18 protein-coding genes are annotated in these 17,057 nt (G+C 62.1%); 9 read left to right on the forward strand and 9 right to left on the reverse strand.

The features are described from left to right. Positions 1 to 305 precede the first annotated feature (305 nt). Positions 306 to 1,139, forward strand: a complete 834-nt coding sequence (locus KI611_RS15450) for a hypothetical protein (RefSeq protein WP_226416540.1) — start codon at positions 306 to 308, stop codon at positions 1,137 to 1,139. A 117-nt stretch (positions 1,140 to 1,256) separates the two neighbouring features. Then, positions 1,257 to 2,096: an NADPH-dependent 7-cyano-7-deazaguanine reductase QueF gene (queF, locus tag KI611_RS15455; RefSeq protein ID WP_226416541.1), complete on the forward strand. Its 840-nt coding sequence runs from the start codon at positions 1,257 to 1,259 to the stop codon at positions 2,094 to 2,096. A 21-nt stretch (positions 2,097 to 2,117) separates the two neighbouring features. On the opposite strand, the gene KI611_RS15460 is transcribed toward queF, so the two are convergent. Next, a complete protein-coding gene (locus tag KI611_RS15460) occupies positions 2,118 to 2,534 on the reverse strand; it encodes a hypothetical protein (protein ID WP_226416542.1) in 417 nt (138 codons plus the stop codon). 293 nt (positions 2,535 to 2,827) lie between these two features. Between KI611_RS15460 and KI611_RS15465 the strand changes: the two genes are divergently transcribed. From KI611_RS15465 to ureG, 7 genes are all read left to right on the forward strand, one after another. After that, the gene (locus KI611_RS15465; protein WP_226416543.1) at positions 2,828 to 3,670 is read left to right on the forward strand and encodes an urease accessory protein UreD; all 843 of its coding nucleotides are present in this window, start codon (positions 2,828 to 2,830) and stop codon (positions 3,668 to 3,670) included. Positions 3,671 to 3,679: 9 nt separating this feature from the next. After that, positions 3,680 to 3,982 carry an urease subunit gamma gene (gene ureA / locus KI611_RS15470; RefSeq protein ID WP_226416544.1) on the forward strand — a complete coding sequence of 101 codons (303 nt, stop codon included), beginning with the start codon at positions 3,680 to 3,682 and terminating at the stop codon, positions 3,980 to 3,982. An 86-nt stretch (positions 3,983 to 4,068) separates the two neighbouring features. Then, positions 4,069 to 4,374 carry an urease subunit beta gene (locus KI611_RS15475; protein ID WP_226416545.1) on the forward strand — a complete coding sequence of 102 codons (306 nt, stop codon included), beginning with the start codon at positions 4,069 to 4,071 and terminating at the stop codon, positions 4,372 to 4,374. Next, positions 4,374 to 6,080: an urease subunit alpha gene (ureC, locus tag KI611_RS15480; protein WP_226416546.1), complete on the forward strand. Its 1,707-nt coding sequence runs from the start codon at positions 4,374 to 4,376 to the stop codon at positions 6,078 to 6,080. Before KI611_RS15475 ends, ureC begins: the two co-directional genes overlap by 1 nt. A gap of 1 nt (position 6,081) precedes the next feature. Beyond that, positions 6,082 to 6,627: an urease accessory protein UreE gene (gene ureE, locus KI611_RS15485; protein ID WP_226416547.1), complete on the forward strand. Its 546-nt coding sequence runs from the start codon at positions 6,082 to 6,084 to the stop codon at positions 6,625 to 6,627. After that, positions 6,624 to 7,310 carry an urease accessory protein UreF gene (locus KI611_RS15490; protein WP_226416548.1) on the forward strand — a complete coding sequence of 229 codons (687 nt, stop codon included), beginning with the start codon at positions 6,624 to 6,626 and terminating at the stop codon, positions 7,308 to 7,310. The genes ureE and KI611_RS15490 overlap by 4 nt, the downstream gene beginning before the upstream one ends. A gap of 4 nt (positions 7,311 to 7,314) precedes the next feature. After that, positions 7,315 to 7,926, forward strand: coding sequence for an urease accessory protein UreG (gene ureG / locus KI611_RS15495; RefSeq protein ID WP_226416549.1), 612 nt, complete (start codon positions 7,315 to 7,317; stop codon positions 7,924 to 7,926). Here ureG and KI611_RS15500 read toward each other — a convergent pair. From KI611_RS15500 to KI611_RS15535, 8 genes are all read right to left on the reverse strand, one after another. Continuing rightward, complete coding sequence (locus KI611_RS15500) at positions 7,923 to 10,592, reverse strand: cation-translocating P-type ATPase (RefSeq protein ID WP_226416550.1); 2,670 nt, start codon at positions 10,590 to 10,592, stop codon at positions 7,923 to 7,925. The two genes, ureG and KI611_RS15500, sit on opposite strands and share 4 nt — an antisense overlap. Positions 10,593 to 10,683: 91 nt before the next feature. Further along, positions 10,684 to 11,418, reverse strand: a complete 735-nt coding sequence (locus KI611_RS15505; protein ID WP_226416551.1) for a proteasome-type protease — start codon at positions 11,416 to 11,418, stop codon at positions 10,684 to 10,686. Positions 11,419 to 11,428: 10 nt separating this feature from the next. Next, on the reverse strand, positions 11,429 to 12,376 hold the full coding sequence (locus KI611_RS15510; RefSeq protein ID WP_226416552.1) for an alpha-E domain-containing protein: 948 nt from the start codon (positions 12,374 to 12,376) through the stop codon (positions 11,429 to 11,431). Positions 12,377 to 12,391: 15 nt separating this feature from the next. Continuing rightward, complete coding sequence (locus KI611_RS15515; protein ID WP_226416553.1) at positions 12,392 to 13,804, reverse strand: circularly permuted type 2 ATP-grasp protein; 1,413 nt, start codon at positions 13,802 to 13,804, stop codon at positions 12,392 to 12,394. Between the two features lie 202 nt (positions 13,805 to 14,006). Continuing rightward, on the reverse strand, positions 14,007 to 15,188 hold the full coding sequence (locus KI611_RS15520) for an acetyl-CoA C-acyltransferase family protein (protein ID WP_226416554.1): 1,182 nt from the start codon (positions 15,186 to 15,188) through the stop codon (positions 14,007 to 14,009). Positions 15,189 to 15,211: 23 nt separating this feature from the next. Next, on the reverse strand, positions 15,212 to 16,135 hold the full coding sequence (locus KI611_RS15525; protein ID WP_226416555.1) for a CobD/CbiB family protein: 924 nt from the start codon (positions 16,133 to 16,135) through the stop codon (positions 15,212 to 15,214). Positions 16,136 to 16,199: 64 nt separating this feature from the next. After that, the gene (locus KI611_RS15530; RefSeq protein WP_226416556.1) at positions 16,200 to 16,793 is read right to left on the reverse strand and encodes a CoA pyrophosphatase; all 594 of its coding nucleotides are present in this window, start codon (positions 16,791 to 16,793) and stop codon (positions 16,200 to 16,202) included. Beyond that, positions 16,790 to 17,047 (reverse strand): hypothetical protein, encoded by a 258-nt coding sequence (locus KI611_RS15535; RefSeq protein ID WP_226416557.1) that lies wholly within the window; start codon positions 17,045 to 17,047, stop codon positions 16,790 to 16,792. The genes KI611_RS15530 and KI611_RS15535 overlap by 4 nt, the downstream gene beginning before the upstream one ends. Between the last annotated feature and the right edge of the window lie 10 nt (positions 17,048 to 17,057).

The raw sequence follows: 17,057 nt of genomic DNA on the forward strand, positions 1-17,057 counted from the left end.
AGATTTACGCCCAAGGATGCACCGGGATTCGCTGGCCAATTGGCATTTTTGCCAAAAAATCTGCATTAAATCGGTGCGCGCGTTCCACAAATGCCCTGTTCAGGTGCATTTTATTTGCATATTTATTATCAAATAATCCCTCTATATTCAATGAGATATAAGAGGTACTTTATATCGATTCTCTGATACTGGATATACCGTGAAAAAGCGGTCCGGCCTGATAAATTTTGCCCATCGGTTCAATGCAGCTGCGCAGCATCAGCCGCTCCGACTAAATCAAATTTATCAATACAGGAGGTTCAATTATGTTTACCCGCAAATCCACGCTCATCGGCCTGGCCCTGATGGCGGCCGGTCTGACTGCCCAGGCTGCCGACTGGAGCGACACCTCGATCGGCTATCGCTACGGTACCAAGTTTGCCGAGCCGTTCAACACCAGCGATATCTCCAAGAACATCTTCAACTTGAGCCACGCCAGCGGCTACAAGTACGGCAGCAATTTCTTCAATGCCGACATGCTGATGTCGGACAAGAACGATTCGCCGAACCGCAATACCGAAGCCCATGAACTCTACATCGTCTATCGCCACACCCTGGATTTCGGCAAGATCCTGAACAAGGATCTGGCGGTCGGCCCGATCCGCGGCTTTGGTTTCACCGCCGGGTTCGACTACAACAACAAGAGCGGCGATAGCTATCAGTCGAAGAAGCGCATGCTCGTCGCCGGCCCGACGGTGATGCTGGATGTCCCGGGCTTCCTCAACGTCAGCCTGCTGCAACTGTGGGAAAGCAATGCCCCGGCCACCCACCCGGACCGCTACAGCTACGATCCGCATCCGATGCTGAACCTGGCCTGGGGCATCCCGATCGGTTCGTTGCCGCTCTCCTTCACCGGCTACGCCAACTTCATCGCCGCCAAAGGCAAGAACGAATTCGGCGGCGGCACCAAGCCGGAAACCAATATCGACCTCGCCGTGATGTACGACTTCAGCAGCCTGGTCGGCGCCGGCAAGAACACTTTCAAGGCCGGCCTTGGTTATCAGTACTGGAAGAACAAGTTCGGCAACGACCACAACGGTGCCGCCGGCGATGGCGCCTTCGCCAAGACCCCGATGATCCGGGCTGAATACCACTTCTAAGTTGTCAGTACCGAGCGTCGCAGCGGCGCGGCAAGCTTCGGCTGCCGCGCCTTTTTCATTTTCCGCAGGGCGCCGCCGGCGATTGGCGAAAGCGACTTGCAGGTAAAATCCCCAGCCATGAAATCCAGTATCGATCCCAGCGCCCTCTCGCTGCTTGGCAAGGCCACCGAATATCGCAGCGACTATGCGCCGGAGCTGCTTTTTCCGATCCCCCGCGCGTTCAAGCGGGCCGAAATCGGCATTGACGCCGCCGCGCTGCCTTTCGTCGGCGAAGACCTGTGGAACGCCTACGAAGTCTCCTGGCTGAACCCGAAGGGCAAGCCGGTCGTCGCGCTGGCCACCTTCCGGGTGCCGGCCGACAGTCCGAACCTGATCGAGTCGAAGTCCTTCAAGCTCTACCTGAATTCATTCAATCAGAGCACGTTTGCCGACGCCGCAGCAGTCGAGGCAACGCTGCGGCGCGATCTTTCGGCTGCCGCCGGAGCGGCAATCGGCGCCAAAGTCGAGGCGCTGGGCAGCCGTCCGCAAGTCACGGTCGCCTATCCGGCAGGTGTGCTGCTCGACGATCTGGATATCGCGTGCACCACCTACCAGCCGGCACCGGAATTGCTGACAGCGGCCGACGGCGAGATCGTCGAGGAAACGCTGTACTCGCATCTGCTGAAGTCGAACTGCCTGGTCACCGGCCAGCCCGACTGGGCGATGGTCGTCATCCGTTATCGCGGCCGGCCGATCGAGCGAACCGGCCTGCTGCGCTACATCGTGTCCTTCCGCGGCCACAACGAATTTCACGAACAGTGCGTCGAACGGATCTATTGCGACATCACTAGGCAGTGCGCCCCCGAGGCGCTGGCGGTCTATGCCCGCTATACCCGGCGCGGCGGGCTGGACATCAATCCCTTCCGCAGCAGCGGCGAGTTTCCGCCACCGGACAATACGCGGGAAGTCAGGCAGTAAAGACGGGGCAACCGGGTCGGTTCAGCCGAGCCGAAACCCCATCACGTTACTCAAGTTATGCAGTTTGGGCTGACTATCCAGCCAGTCGCGTGCATCGGTAACGGTGGGCAGCACTTCGACTTGAAACGAGGTCATCTCGCCGGAGACCAGATTGGCCTTCAGGCGCCCGACCAAGGCGTCCTCAGTCGTCACATAGACGATACGACAATTGGGATTGCTGGCGTATGCCCCGTAATTGATGGCTGCCAGATGAGTCAGAACTTCTTCGGAAAGTTCATGGCCGGTAATTTCCGAAAGATCATTGATGATGTAATGAATCTCGTCGAAGCGGGAATCCCTCTGGGTTTGCTCAACCGACTGGATGAACTGTCTGGCCGTGACAAAACCTGAAAACCGCTTGTGGACACCTTCAGGTTCCCAAACAAGGTCATAAGGCATGGTTCATCTTTCTCCACATGGTCAAGCTGCGATGCCAAGCGTTTTTGCATCGATACAGCATGGGAATGGTAACCGCAAATTTTCAGCTTTGCATTTAATAAATACCCTATGTTCATAACCCGCTGAAGGCTGCAGACTTCGTGATCCGAGGCTCCTTTTGGGTCGACAGCGCACTGCTCGAAGAAGTTCAACGTCCTGCCAGCCGACCGCTCCTCTGCCAAGCACGGCCGGATCATTTCGCCTGCGTATAGTTGCGTATTCCCGGCGCCGTCTACCTCACCGATAATCCCACCATGACTTCCCGCCTTCCGCTCACTTCGCCCGCCTGGCATGCCGAGTTGCACCTGGGGTTCGCCCGCACGGGCGAACGTACGGTGCTGCGCGAAAACCGCCACTTCGGCCCGCTGCGCGTGCAGAAGGCGCTGTACCCGGAAGGCGATGCCGTCTGCCAGGCCATCTTGTTGCACCCGCCATCCGGCATCGCCGGCGGCGACCAGCTCCGGATTTCCGCCGAAATCGCAGCAGGCGCCCATGCCCAGCTAACCACGCCCGGCGCCGGCAAGTGGTATCGCTCGGGCGGAGCGGAGGCAGCTCAGCGCCTTGCTTTCACCGTCGCCGAAAGGGCCACGCTGGAATGGTTGCCGCAGGAAACCATCGTCTTTGATGGGGCCAGGGCGCGCATGGAAACCCGCGTTCAACTCGCCGCCGACAGCCGCTATATCGGCTGGGACATTCTCTGCCTGGGTCGGGCCGCAGCCGGCGAGCGTTTCGAGAACGGCCGTTTCGACCTGTTTTACCGGATCGACCGCGAAGAAAAGCCGATCTGGCTCGAGCGCGGTGGTTTTTCCGGCCACGACGCCATGCTCGGCAGCCCGGCCGGCTGGGCCGGCGCCACCGTCTGCGGCACGCTGCTCGCCGCTTTTCCGCAGACACCCGAACTGCTCGCGGCCTGCCGCGAAATTGCCCCGAACGACCGGGCCAGCCATGCCTTGACCCCCCTGCCCGGCCTGCTCGTTGCCCGCTATCTAGGCGACAGCAGCGAGGCGGCCCGGCTGTGGTTCGCCCGGCTATGGGAAATCCTGCGCCCGGCTTGCACCGGTCGCCCGGCCATCATCCCCCGAATCTGGAATACCTGAGGAAACTTCATGGAACTCACTCCCCGCGAAAAAGACAAGCTGCTGATCTTCACCGCCGGCCTGCTCGCCGAACGGCGCAAGGCGCGCGGCCTCAAGCTGAACTACCCGGAAGCCGTGGCGCTGATTACCTGCGCCATCATGGAAGGCGCCCGCGATGGCCGGACCGTCGCCGAACTGATGCACGCCGGCACCCAGGTGCTGAGCCGGGCGGACGTGATGGACGGCATCGCCGAGCTGATCCCGGAAATCCAGGTCGAAGCGACCTTCCCCGACGGCACCAAGCTGGTCACCGTACATAACCCCATTGTTTAGTCGCGAGTCGTTAGTTGTTAGTCGCTAGCAAATAGTGACGGTGACCAACAGCTAGCGACTAACAACTACCTACTAGGAACTAAGCCATGATTCCCGGAGAACTCCTCGCCGAACCCGGCGAACTCGAACTCAATGCCGGCCGCCCGACGATCACGCTGAGCGTGGCCAATACCGGCGACCGGCCGATCCAGGTCGGCTCGCACTACCACTTCTCCGAAACCAACACGGCCCTGAGCTTCGCGCGTGAAGCCGCACGCGGCTTCCGCCTCGACATCGCCGCCGGCACCGCCGTGCGCTTCGAGCCGGGCCAGACGCGCACCGTGCAACTGGTGGCTTTGGCCGGCGAGCGCAAGGTCTACGGTTTCCGTGGCCTGATTCAGGGAGCACTGTAATGGCGAACAAAATCACCCGTCAGGCCTACGCCGAAATGTTCGGCCCGACCACCGGCGACCGTCTCCGTCTCGCCGATACCGAACTGATCATCGAAGTCGAAAAGGACCACACGATCTACGGCGAGGAAGTGAAATTCGGCGGCGGCAAGGTCATCCGCGACGGCATGGGCCAGGGCCAGCGCGTGTCCGCCGAAACGGTCGATACCGTGATCACCAACGCGCTGATCGTCGATGCCGTCACCGGCATCGTCAAGGCCGACATCGGCCTCAAGGACGGCCGCATCGCCGCCATCGGCAAGGCCGGCAATCCGGACATCCAGCCTGGCGTGTCCATCGTCATCGGCCCCGGCACCGAAGTCATCGCCGGTGAAGGCATGATCGTCACGGCCGGCGGCATCGACAGCCACATCCATTTCATCTGCCCGCAGCAGATCGACGAGGCGCTGTATTCGGGCGTGACGACCATGATAGGCGGCGGCACCGGTCCGGCCACCGGCACCTTTGCCACGACCTGCACGCCGGGGCCGTGGCATATCCACCGCATGCTCGAAGCCGCCGACGCCTTCCCGATGAACCTCGGCTTCCTCGGCAAGGGCAACGCCAGCCTGCCGGCAGCCCTGCGCGAGCAGGTCGAAGCTGGTGCGATGGGTCTCAAGCTGCACGAAGACTGGGGCACGACACCGGCCGCCATCGACTGCTGCCTGACGGTCGCCGACGAGATGGATGTCCAGGTCGCCATCCACTCCGACACGCTGAATGAATCCGGCTTCGTCGAAACCACGCTGGCCGCCTTCAAGGGCCGCACCATCCACACCTTCCACACCGAAGGCGCTGGCGGCGGCCATGCGCCGGACATCATCAAGGCGGCCGGGCTGCCCAACGTGCTGCCCAGCTCGACCAACCCGACCATGCCCTACACCGTCAATACCATCGACGAGCATCTCGACATGCTGATGGTTTGCCACCACCTCGACCCGGCCATCGCCGAGGACATTGCCTTCGCCGAATCGCGCATCCGTCGCGAAACAATCGCCGCCGAAGACATCCTGCACGACCTCGGCGCCTTCTCGATGATGTCCTCCGATTCCCAGGCCATGGGCCGCGTCGGCGAAGTGATCATTCGCACCTGGCAGACAGCGCACAAGATGAAGCTGCAGCGCGGGCCGTTGCAGGAAGACAGCGCCCGCCACGACAACTTCCGCGTCAAGCGCTACATCGCCAAATACACCATCAACCCGGCGCTGACCCATGGCATCGCGCACACCGTCGGCTCGATCGAGGTCGGCAAGCTGGCCGACCTGGTGCTGTGGAAACCGGCCTTCTTCGGCGTCAAGCCGTCGTTGATCCTGAAAGGCGGCATGATCGCCGGCGCCGCGATGGGCGACCCCAACGCCTCGATCCCAACCCCGCAGCCAGTGCATTACCGGCCAATGTTCGGCAGCTTCGGCAAGGCGCTGAAAACTTCCGTCACCTTCGTTTCGCAGGCGGCGCTCAACAACCCGGCCGTCGCCGCGCTCGGCCTGAGCAAGCCGCTGGTCGCCGTCTCCGGCACGCGCACGCTGCGGAAGTCGGACATGGTGCATAACGGCGCCACGCCGGTCATCGACGTCGATCCGGAAACCTACGCCGTGCGCGCCGATGGCGAGCTGCTGGTCTGCGAACCGGCGACCGAGCTGCCGCTGGCCCAACGTTACTTCCTGTTCTGACATGCTGATCCTCAACCAACGCACCCAACAGCCCGCCACCGACTCGGTGGCCCTCGCCTACGACGAACGCAAGCGCAGCCGCCTCAAGGTCACGCTGGCCTCTGGCGCCGAGGCCGGCATCTTCCTCGAACGCGGCGATCACCTGCATGGCGGCGACAAGCTGCTTGCCGAAAACGGCAGCACCGTCGTCGAAATCCTCGCCGCCCCGGAAAAGCTGATCGAGGCCGTTGCCGACTCGCCGCTGCTGTTCGGCCGCGCCGCCTACCACCTCGGCAATCGCCACGTGCCGGTGCAGATCTTGCCCGGCGACAACGGCGGCCGGCTGCGCTTCCAGACCGACCACGTGCTGGCCGAGATGGTGCGCGGCCTGGGCTGTACGGTCAGCGAAACGAATGCCCCCTTCCAGCCGGAACCGGGAGCCTATGGTGCGCATGGCGGTCATCACCCGCACGGCGAGACTGATGCCGATCACACCCCCGACCTGCACGACCCCGGCCACGGCCCGCACCGCTCGGTGCCGAAAATTCACCAGTTCAAGCCGCGGTGAATTCCAGCCTGCAACTCGCCCGCCTGCTACAGTTGGCCAGCCCGGCGCTGCCGGTCGGCGCCTACACCTATTCGCAGGGCCTGGAGTGGGCGGTCGAATCCGGTGTGATCCGCGACGAAGCGAGCGCCGGCCGGTGGATCGCCGACCTGATGCAGCACGGCATCGGCCGCTACGAGGCGCCGCTGGTGGCGGTGCTGATGGCGGCGTGGACGGCCGGCGACACGGAAGAAATCAGCCGCCTCAACGAGGAATTCCTGGCCAGTCGCGAGTCGGCCGAACTGCGCGCCGAAACGGCCCAGATGGGCTTTTCGCTGAACCGGCTGGTGCGCGATTTGCGCGACCCGGCGCTGGTGTTGGTCGACAGCACCCTGGCGAAATTGCCGGAAATCGCCTTCCCTACTGGCTGGTCCGGTATCGCCGCCCACTGGCAGATCGATCCGCCAGCGGCCGTCACGGCCTATCTATGGTCGTGGGCGGAAAATCAGGTGATGGCCGCACTGAAAGCCGTGCCCCTTGGCCAGGCCTCGGGGCAACGCCTGCTCGCCCAACTCGGCGGCGAGATCCCCGCCATCGCGCGCCAGGCCTTGAAACTACCGGAAGCCGAATGGTCCAATTTCACGCCGGCGTTCGCCATCGCTTGCGCCCGTCACGAAACCCAATATTCTCGTCTCTTCAGATCGTAAAACCATGAACAAACAAGCCCTGCGCGTCGGTATCGGCGGCCCCGTCGGTTCCGGCAAGACCGCCCTGACCCTGGCCCTGTGCCAGGCCCTGCGCGAAAGCATCGACATGGCGGTCGTCACCAACGACATCTATACCGCCGAGGACGCCAAGTTCCTGGTCAATCATTCGGCCCTCGCACCGGAGCGGATCATCGGCGTCGAGACCGGCGGTTGCCCGCACACGGCGATCCGCGAGGATGCATCGATCAATCTCGAAGCGATCGACCGGCTGCAACGCGCCTTTCCCGACGTCGAACTGATCCTCGTCGAATCCGGCGGCGACAATCTGGCCGCCACCTTCTCGCCGGAGCTATCCGACCTGACGCTCTACGTGATCGATGTTGCGGCCGGCGAGAAAATCCCGCGCAAGGGCGGCCCCGGCATTACCAAATCCGACCTGCTGATCATCAACAAGATCGACCTCGCGCCGATGGTCGGCGCCTCGCTCGAGGTGATGGCGCACGACGCCAAGGCCCAGCGCGGCACGCGGCCCTTTGTCTTTACCAACCTGAAAACCGGCGACGGGCTGGATACGGTGATCGCCTTCATCCGCGAACGCGGCATGCTCGGCCGTTAAGGCCGGAACAATCGAAGGCCGAGCTTGCGGCACTCTTCCAGCACCAGCACGCTGGAGGCGATGGCCAGCGCCAAGGCCCAGTCGTTCGGGGCAAGCGGCACAGTATCGAAAACTGCCTGGGCCGCCGCCCAGTGCACGACCAGAACCTGCAGCAGCAGCATCGTGGCCAGCGCCAGCCACAGCTTGCCGTTGGTAAAGAACTGGCTGTTGAAGGCGCTGCGCCGCTCGGCGCGGGCATTGAAAATATTGAAGAACTGGAACAGCACGAAGGTCGTGAAAGCCAGCGTCATGGCATAGGGCGCGCCCCCGACCTGCTGCCCCCAGGCGTAGGCGCCAAGGGTGCCGGCGGCCATGGTCAGGCCGCTCAGGGCGATCTTGAGCAGCCGCCCGCCGGGCAGAATGACCGCATCGGCAGCCCGCGGCTTGCTCTCCATGATCCCGTCGCGCGGCGGTTCGAGACCGAGGCTCATGGCCGGCGGCCCATCCATGATGATATTGACCCAGAGGATCTGGATGGCGGTGAACGGCGTCGGAAAACCGAACAGCGGCGCGCCGAGCACGGTGAGGATGGCGCCGATATTGGTGGACAACTGGAAGCGAACAAACTTGACGATGTTGTCGTAGATCGTCCGCCCCTCCTTCACCGCGCCGACGATGCTGGCGAAGTTGTCGTCGGTCAGCACCATGGTCGCCGCCTCCTTGGTCACCTCGGTGCCGGTGATCCCCATGGCAATGCCGATATCGGCGGTCTTCAAGGCCGGCGCATCATTGACCCCGTCGCCGGTCATCGCCACGACATGGCCGCCGGCCTGCAGGGCATCGACGATGCGCATCTTGTGTTCCGGTGCGACGCGGGCGAAGACCGCGGTTCTTTCGACCATGTCGCGCAACTGCCCGGCAGACAGACCTTCCAGATCGCTGCCGGCGTGCACCTCGCCGTCCAGGCCGAGTTCGCGGGCAATGCTGGCCGCCGTGACCAGGTGGTCGCCGGTGATCATCTTGACTGCGATGCCGGCCGTCTGGCAGAGCTCGATCGCCTGCTTCACCTCGGGCCGCGCCGGGTCGATGATGCCAACCAGGCCGATCAGCGTCAGGTCGTCGGCCCAGGCCATCAGGTCGCCGGCCGGATCGAATTGAGCGGCGGGAATGCTACGCCCGGCGACCGCCAGCACCCGCATCGCCGCCTCGGCAAAGCGGGTGTTTTCGGCCGTGAAAACGGCCCGCCCAGCGGCATCAAGAGGCGTCTCGCCAGCCGGTCCAAACTGCCGGCTGGCCCGCCCGAGCAGGACATCCGGCGCGCCCTTGAGCCACATCCGCACGACGTTGCCTTCGCGATGGAAAGTCGCCATGAACTTGTGCGCCGAATCGAAGGGAATCTCGGCAATGCGCGGATGCTCGCCGCTCAGCGCTTGCGGATCGACGCCGCCCTTGAGCGCCAGGGCCAGCAACGCCCCCTCGGTAGGATCGCCGATCAGGGCGCCCGCATCGACCCGCGCATCGGCGCACAGGACGGCCGGCACCAACAGCGGCATCAAATCTGGTAGCGGAACACCGTCTTCCTCAATGATCTCGCCTTCGCCGGCGTAGCCCTCGCCGCTCACCGTAAAACGCCGCCCGGCGAAAAACAGCTGGCGCGCCGTCATCTGGTTGAGGGTCAGCGTCCCGGTCTTGTCCGAACAGATCACCGTCGTGCAACCCAGCGTTTCGACGGCGGCCAGCTTCTTGACGATGGCGTGCCGCCCGGCCATCCGGTTCATGCCGAGAGCCAGCGTAACCGTGACGACTGCCGGCAAGCCTTCGGGAATCGCCGCCACGGCAAGGGCAATGGCGGTCATCGCGGTCTGCAATAGATCGTCGCCGCGCCACAGGCCGAGCGCGAAAATCAGCCCGACGACGAGGCCGGCAATGGCGGCTAGCCGCTTGCCTAGTTGGTCGAGCTGGATTTGCAGCGGCGTCGCCGATTCAGCCGTTTCGGCCAGCAGACCGGCCAGGTGGCCCATTTCGGTGTACATGCCGGTGGCGACGACCAGCGCCTCCAGGCGGCCATGCGTCACCACGGTATTCATGTAAACCATGTTGCTGCGCTCGGCCAGAATGGCGCTTTCGGCCACCGCTGCGGGCATTTTGGCCACCGGGTGCGATTCGCCGGTGAGCGCCGCTTCGGCGACTTCGGCCGCATGGGCGACGAAAATGCGGGCATCGGCCGGAACGCGGTCGCCCGCTTCCAGCAACAGCACATCGCCCGGCACCAGATCGACCGCCGGGACCTCGTTTGCCAGGCCGTCGCGACGCACCCGGGCAATCGGCGCCAGCATGCCCTTCAAGGCCGACAGCGCAGCCTCGGCCCGATGTTCCTGAAGAAATCCCATCAGCGCATTGATCAGCACCACGATGCCGATCACCACCGCATCCTCGATCTCACCGACCACCCCGGCGAGAACCGCAGCCGCGAGCAGGACCAGAATGAGAAAGCTGCGGAACTGATCGAGAAATTTCAGCCAGGCCGGGCGCGGCGGCTTCTCGGCGAGCTGGTTCGGACCATGCTCGGCACGACGGGCCAGCGCCGCATCGCCACTCAAGCCGCAGGCCGGGTCGACGCCAAGATGATCGGCCACCGCCTCGGGCGTTGCGGCATGGCTATTGATGGCAGGAGATGAGTCGGGCATAGGTTCAACTTTTACAAGAACCAGCCCCGCCCGGCAAGCTTCGTCTTTTGCGCAGAGGAGTTCGGGGCTGCGCGCCCGGCCGGCGAAAAGGCTAGAGCGACGCCCAGGCCGGATCCGGCAACTCGGCAAACCCCTGGCGCAGATGCTCGCCCCACTGCTTGCTGATTTGCCCGTAGTAGGCGCTGTCCCGGGTGATATTGACGTGGCGCTTGATCTTCAGCCCATCCCGCTCATAGATCACCAGATCGAGCGGAAGATCGACCGAAAGGTTCGAACGGATGGTCGAGTCCATCGAAATCAGGGCGCATTTGGCCGCCTCGTCGAGCGAGGTTTTGGGGCTGATCACCCGGTCGATGATCGGCTTGCCGTATTTCGATTCGCCGATCTGGAAATACGGCGTCTCGCGCGTCGCCTCGATGAAATTGCCCGCTGCGTAGATCTGGAAGACCCGCTGTTCCTCACCCTTGATCTGCCCGCCGAGAATCAGCGACGAAGTGAAGTCGACACCGAATTTCTCCAGCGCTTCCGCGTCGCGGCCATGCACCTCGCGCAGACAATCGCCGATGTGCTTGGCGGCCTCGAACATGTTCTTGACCTTGTTGAGATTGGCGCCGCGTGACGAGGCCATCTTCTCGCGCAGGGTGTTGACCACCGACTGGCTGATCGACAGGTTGCCGGAGGTCATCAGGACCAGCACCCGCTCGCCGACTTTCTCGAAGACGTGCATCTTGCGGAAGGTGTTGATGTGATCGACCCCGGCATTGGTCCGCGAATCGGAGAGAAAAACCAGCCCGGCGTCGAGACGCATGGCAACGCAATAAGTCATCCGGTATCCCTTAAGCGGCTTCGGCCATCGGCACCAGGAAATCCTTGCTGATGCCATCGCCCAGCAGGTAGATGCGGTCCATGAAGTCGGTCAGCCATTGGTGCAGGCCGTGCGCCAGAATATCCTCGATCCGCCCGTAATGCAGTTGGGCGTGCAGCAGGCCGGCCTGCCGCTGGGTTTCGCCGGACTGGCTGTTGGCGATCAGTTCGAGGTTCTTGATGACACCGTTCATGCAGAAATGCAGCGAGCGCGGCATGTCGTTGCGCAGGATCAACAGCTCGGCCACCCGTTCCGGCGTGATCACATCGCGATACACCTTGCGATAGACCTCGAAGGCCGAAACCGAACGCAGCAAGGCCCCCCACTGGTAGAAGTCGGTCGCCCCTTCGTCCCCTTGCGGGCGCAGCACATGGTATTTGACATCGAGAATGCGCGCCGTGTTGTCGGCCCGTTCGAGCAGCGTGCCGAGACGAATGAAATGGTAGGCCTTGTCCTGGAGCAGCGTGCCGATCGTCACCCCGCGCGTCAGCGAAGAACGCATCTTGACCCATTCGAAGAACTCGCCGACACCGGCATTGGAAATTTGCTCGAAGCTCTTTTCGCGCGCTTCCAGCCAGGTCGAATTCAGTGTTTCCCACATTTCCGAGGTGATCGTCCCGCGCACGGCATGGCCATTCTCCCGCGCCAGGCGCAGACAGCTGTGAATGGACGCGTAATTGTCATGGTCGCTGACCATGAAGCGCAGCACATTTTCAGCATTGACCTCGGAATATTTCTTGGCATAGGCCTCTTCCAGACTGTTCAGCGCAATGATCGCATTCCAGTTCTGGTTGGCGGCTTCCAGCGATTGCGGCACGAGGGACATTTGCCAGGTCACATCGAGCAGACGGGCGATGTTTTCGGCCCGCTCGACATAGCGGGACATCCAGAAAAGGTGGTCGGCGGTACGCGATAGCATTTTTTCTCTCCCTTATCAGTCTTCGAGGACCCAGGTGTCCTTGGTGCCGCCGCCCTGCGACGAGTTGACCACCAGCGAACCCTTGGTCAGTGCGACGCGGGTCAGGCCGCCCGGCACCATGTTCACGCACTTGCCCGAGGACAGCACGAAGGGGCGCAAATCGAGGTGACGCGGCGCGATGCCTTCCTCGACAAAAGTCGGACAGTTGGAGAGCGCCAGCGTCGGCTGGGCAATGTAGCCATCCGGCTTGGCGAGCAACAACTGACGGAAATGCTCGATCTGTTCCCGGGTCGACGCCGGACCGACCAGCATGCCGTAGCCGCCCGCCCCGTGCACCTCCTTGACGACCAGCTCCGGCAGATGCGCCAGCACATAGGCCAGATCGTCGGGCTTGCGGCACATGTAGGTCGGCACATTGTTAAGGATCGGCTCTTCGCCGAGATAGAAGCGGATCATCTCCGGCACGTAGGGGTAGATCGACTTGTCGTCGGCAACACCGGTACCGATCGCGTTGGATAGCGTCACGTTGCCGGCCTGGTAGGCTTTCAGGATGCCGGGCACGCCAAGCGCCGAATCCGGGCGGAAGGCCAGCGGGTCCATGAAATCGTCGTCGATGCGGCGATAGATCACATCGACGCGTTGCGGACCCTGCGTCGTCCGCATGTAAACCACTTCGTCCTTGACGAAAAGATCGCGGCCCTCGACCAGTTCGACCCCCATCTGCTGGGCCAGGAAGGTATGTTCGAAATAGGCGCTGTTGTAGGCGCCCGGCGTCAGCACGACAACCGTCGGATCGCTGACTCCCTTCGGCGCGACGGCGCGCAGCTTTTCCAGCAGCATGTCCGGATAATGCTGGACCGGCGCCACCTTGTGCTTGGCAAACAACTCCGGGAACAGGCGCATCATCATCTTGCGGTCTTCCAGCATGTACGACACGCCGGAGGGCACCCGCAAATTGTCTTCCAGCACATAGCATTCGCCGGCACCGGCGCGCACGATATCGACGCCGGCAATGTGCGCGTAAATCTGGCCCGGCAGATCGACGCCCTGCATCACTGCGCGATACTGGGTATTGTTGAGCACCTGTTCGGCCGGAATCTTGCCGGCCTTGAGGATTTCCTGGTCGTGGTACACGTCGTGCAGGAACATGTTCAACGCCTTGACGCGCTGGCGCAGGCCGCCCTGCATCGACTTCCATTCAGCCGACGGGATGATGCGCGGAATGATGTCGAACGGAATCAAGCGCTCCTTGCCCGCCTCCTCGCCATAAACCGCAAACGTGATGCCCACCCGATGAAAAGCCAGATCGGCCTCGGCCCGTTTGCGGGCGATACGTTCCGGCGGCGTCGCCTTGAGCCATTCATCGTAACCCTGATAATGAGCGCGGACGCCGCCGCTGGCGTCATTCATTTCGTTATAGAAGTTCATTTTGGACTCGTCGCTGAGGATGCTCTCGGTACAATTTCAGCAGGTTCCGTGCCACGGATTAAAAATGCTTCAAATCAGTGAATTACATTTTCATGAAGCAAGGCCACGCCCCAATACGGTGCGGCTTATTTCAAACTGGTGCAAATAAAAAACCCACCGGATCGCTCCGGTGGGTTTCTCTATAACGACTGACGCGGAGTGATCAGGCGCGTTCGAAGATGACAGCGATACCTTGACCACCACCGATACACATCGTGACCAGGGCGTACTTGCCACCAATGCGTTCCAGTTCGTACAGCGCCTTGGTGGCGATGAAGGCACCGGAACAGCCAACCGGGTGACCGAGGGCGATGGCGCCACCGTTCGGGTTGGTCTTGGCCGGGTCGAGACCGAGCACCTTGGAAACCGACAATGCCTGGGCAGCGAAAGCTTCATTGGATTCGATGACGTCCATCTGGTCCAGCGTCAGGCCAGCCTTCTTCAGAGCCAGCTTGGTCGCCGGGATCGGACCTTCGCCCATCACGTCGTTCGGCACGCCGGCAACAGCGTAGGAAGCGATGCGGGCCATGGCCTTGTAACCGGCCTTGGCAGCGACGTCAGCGGCAGCCAGCACCATGAAGGCGGCACCATCATTGATACCGGAAGCGTTACCGGCGGTGACGGTACCATCCTTCTTGAAGGCCGGCTTCATCTTGGCCAGACTTTCCAGCGTGGTACCGGCCTTGACGTATTCATCGGTGTCAAACACCACTTCGCCCTTGCGGGTCTGTTTGACGATCGGGAAAATCTGCGACTTGAAGTGACCGGCAGCAATAGCGGCGGCAGCACGACGCTGGGATTCGACCGCGAAGGCATCCTGAGCTTCACGGGTGATGCCGTGCTTGGTCGCCAGGTTTTCCGCGGTGATACCCATGTGGCCAACGCCAAACGGATCGGTCAGCACGGCAACCATCGAGTCGATCGCCTTGGTGTCACCCATACGGGCACCGGAACGAAGTGCCGGCAACAGGTAGGCTGCCTTGGACATGACTTCGACACCACCGCCGATACCGTAATCGGCATCACCCAGCATCAGGTTCTGAGCGGTAGTCACGATGCCTTGCAGGCCGGAAGCACACAGGCGGCTGACCTGCATGGCGACGGAGTCCATCGACAGACCGGCCTGGATCGATGCCACGCGGGAAACGTAGGCATAACGCGAATCGGTCGGCATCGTGGTGCCGACGGTAACGTAGTTGATGGCCAGGGGATCGACACCGGAGCGAGCAATCGCTTCCTTCATCACCACACCGGCGAGTTCGGTGCTTTCAAAATCGGCCAGGGCACCACCAAAAGAACCGATAGCGGAACGAACTGCGCTTAGAACGACGACGTCTCTGCTCATGAAAACCTCCTGATAAGTATCATTCAACCCGCCAGACTGGCGAGCCCCAACAAAAACAGCAACAAGATCCACAGTATCGTTGCGCGCCAGACCAGGCCCACAGCGCTCTGCATGAAATCCACATCGGCCAGGTCGCCCAGACCGAGCTCTCCGCGATCCGAGACTTCCGCGCCATCGACGACCGGTCGCCCGAGCTGAACACCTAGCGCCCCCGCACCACTGGCGAGGACAATGCCCATATCGCGATCCGGCCACTGGGCCGGTTGGGTACGCCAGCAATACACGGCATCCTCGAAATCGCCAACGATGGCAAATGCCGAAGCGGTTGCCCGCAGGGGCAGCCAATCGATGATACCGAAAACCTGCCTGGCGAACAGCGAAAAATCATTTGACTCCGCCCCGATGATTTCGTGCCAGCGCTCGCGGACAACTGCCGCCATCCGGTACAGCACGGCGCCACACGGGCCAGGCAGAATGACAAACCAGAGCAGCACGGCGAAGACATGCCGATGCGAAGCCGCCAGCGCCCCCTCGATCGAAAGCCTGGCAATATCCTCAGAGCCCAGATCGACGGTGGACCGCCCCTGCCATTCAGCGAGCAACTGGCGGGCTCGCTCAAGATCACCCAGCCGGAGAGCCAGCTGGATTTCGGTGTAGTGGTGACTGAACTGCCGGAAACCCATGGTCAGGTAGAGCGCGCAAACATTCAGCGCCCAGGCCAGGATCGGGCTGACGTAATAGAGCAGGCTGTACAGCGCACCAACAAGCAAAACCGGTAGCAGCACCGCGAGACACCAGGCAGCGATGCCATGTCGATAACCACCGGCGTTGAAGCGGGATTCGATGAAATCCGCCCATGCGCCAAGCGGTTCCGCTACGGCGCGACGATAGTTCAGGGGTTGCAGCTGCTCGATGAGAAAAACTGCGATCAGCGAGAGAAGGCTCATGTGGGGCCAATAATTGCCGTATTCGGCTTATATTCTTGTACTAAAACGCCACAATACCACAAGCTCAAGCCGGATGGAGGCCAAGCCGTTCGGTCAGCGAGCGGATCATTCCGGCGGTGGCGCCCCAGATAAAATAATCGCCGTAGGGCATGGCAAAAAAATGCCGCATGGCACCTTGATGATGAATCGAATGCTGCTTGTGATTGGCCGGATCGAGCAGAAAAGCGAGCGGCACCTCGAACACTTCAGCCACTTCGAACGGATCGGGGTGAATGTCAAAAGGTGGCGACACAAGGGCGACCACCGGCGTCACCCGGAACCCCGTGCCGGTACGATATTCAGGTAGAAAGCCGAGGATCTCGATCCGGTCGCGGGTCAAGCCGATTTCCTCCTCGGTCTCGCGCAGCGCCGTATCCATCGGCGACAGATCCTCGGGCTCGACCCGCCCGCCGGGAAAACTGATCTGGCCGGCATGATCCCTGAGATGTGCGGTGCGCTGCGTAAGCAACACGGTGTGCACGCCATCACGGAGAACAATCGGAAACAACACCGCTGCCGGAGTCAGCGCCAACTGCTCGGCGCCATCCTCTTCAATGAAATGAGTCGCCAGAGGCTGCGGCAGCAGACTGGCCTTCAGGCGCTCAAGATCAACATTCATGCCGCAGTGGAGTCTTCCTCGATTTCTGCATTGACCGCCGTCAGGGCATCCTGCAAGGTTTCTTCCGACAGGTGATTGATCGAGGTCGCCACCATATCGGCAGCCTCGACCGCCCCCACCGGCAAACGCTTGCTGTCCAGACTGGCAATCAACGCCGTCGCTGCGCCAACCACACGCAAAATGGCTTGCCGCTCAGTCATCAACATTTCAAGCTCGTCTCGCAATAGTGCAATTTCCTCGTCGCGTTGGGGCATCTTCTCTCTC

This window comes from Dechloromonas denitrificans, assembly GCF_020510685.1.
In the GTDB taxonomy this organism is placed as follows: Bacteria; Pseudomonadota; Gammaproteobacteria; order Burkholderiales; family Rhodocyclaceae; genus Azonexus; species Azonexus denitrificans_A.

Coding starts and splice junctions, on each gene's coding strand:
- KI611_RS15450 (WP_226416540.1), top strand. CDS start 306: ATGTTTACCCGCAAATCCACGCTCATCGGCCTGGCCCTGATGGCGGCC.
- queF (WP_226416541.1), top strand. CDS start 1,257: ATGAAATCCAGTATCGATCCCAGCGCCCTCTCGCTGCTTGGCAAGGCC.
- KI611_RS15460 (WP_226416542.1), bottom strand. CDS start 2,534: ATGCCTTATGACCTTGTTTGGGAACCTGAAGGTGTCCACAAGCGGTTT.
- KI611_RS15465 (WP_226416543.1), top strand. CDS start 2,828: ATGACTTCCCGCCTTCCGCTCACTTCGCCCGCCTGGCATGCCGAGTTG.
- ureA (WP_226416544.1), top strand. CDS start 3,680: ATGGAACTCACTCCCCGCGAAAAAGACAAGCTGCTGATCTTCACCGCC.
- KI611_RS15475 (WP_226416545.1), top strand. CDS start 4,069: ATGATTCCCGGAGAACTCCTCGCCGAACCCGGCGAACTCGAACTCAAT.
- ureC (WP_226416546.1), top strand. CDS start 4,374: ATGGCGAACAAAATCACCCGTCAGGCCTACGCCGAAATGTTCGGCCCG.
- ureE (WP_226416547.1), top strand. CDS start 6,082: ATGCTGATCCTCAACCAACGCACCCAACAGCCCGCCACCGACTCGGTG.
- ureG (WP_226416549.1), top strand. CDS start 7,315: ATGAACAAACAAGCCCTGCGCGTCGGTATCGGCGGCCCCGTCGGTTCC.
- KI611_RS15500 (WP_226416550.1), bottom strand. CDS start 10,592: ATGCCCGACTCATCTCCTGCCATCAATAGCCATGCCGCAACGCCCGAG.
- KI611_RS15505 (WP_226416551.1), bottom strand. CDS start 11,418: ATGACTTATTGCGTTGCCATGCGTCTCGACGCCGGGCTGGTTTTTCTC.
- KI611_RS15510 (WP_226416552.1), bottom strand. CDS start 12,376: ATGCTATCGCGTACCGCCGACCACCTTTTCTGGATGTCCCGCTATGTC.
- KI611_RS15515 (WP_226416553.1), bottom strand. CDS start 13,804: ATGAACTTCTATAACGAAATGAATGACGCCAGCGGCGGCGTCCGCGCT.
- KI611_RS15520 (WP_226416554.1), bottom strand. CDS start 15,188: ATGAGCAGAGACGTCGTCGTTCTAAGCGCAGTTCGTTCCGCTATCGGT.
- KI611_RS15525 (WP_226416555.1), bottom strand. CDS start 16,135: ATGAGCCTTCTCTCGCTGATCGCAGTTTTTCTCATCGAGCAGCTGCAA.
- KI611_RS15530 (WP_226416556.1), bottom strand. CDS start 16,793: ATGAATGTTGATCTTGAGCGCCTGAAGGCCAGTCTGCTGCCGCAGCCT.
- KI611_RS15535 (WP_226416557.1), bottom strand. CDS start 17,047: ATGCCCCAACGCGACGAGGAAATTGCACTATTGCGAGACGAGCTTGAA.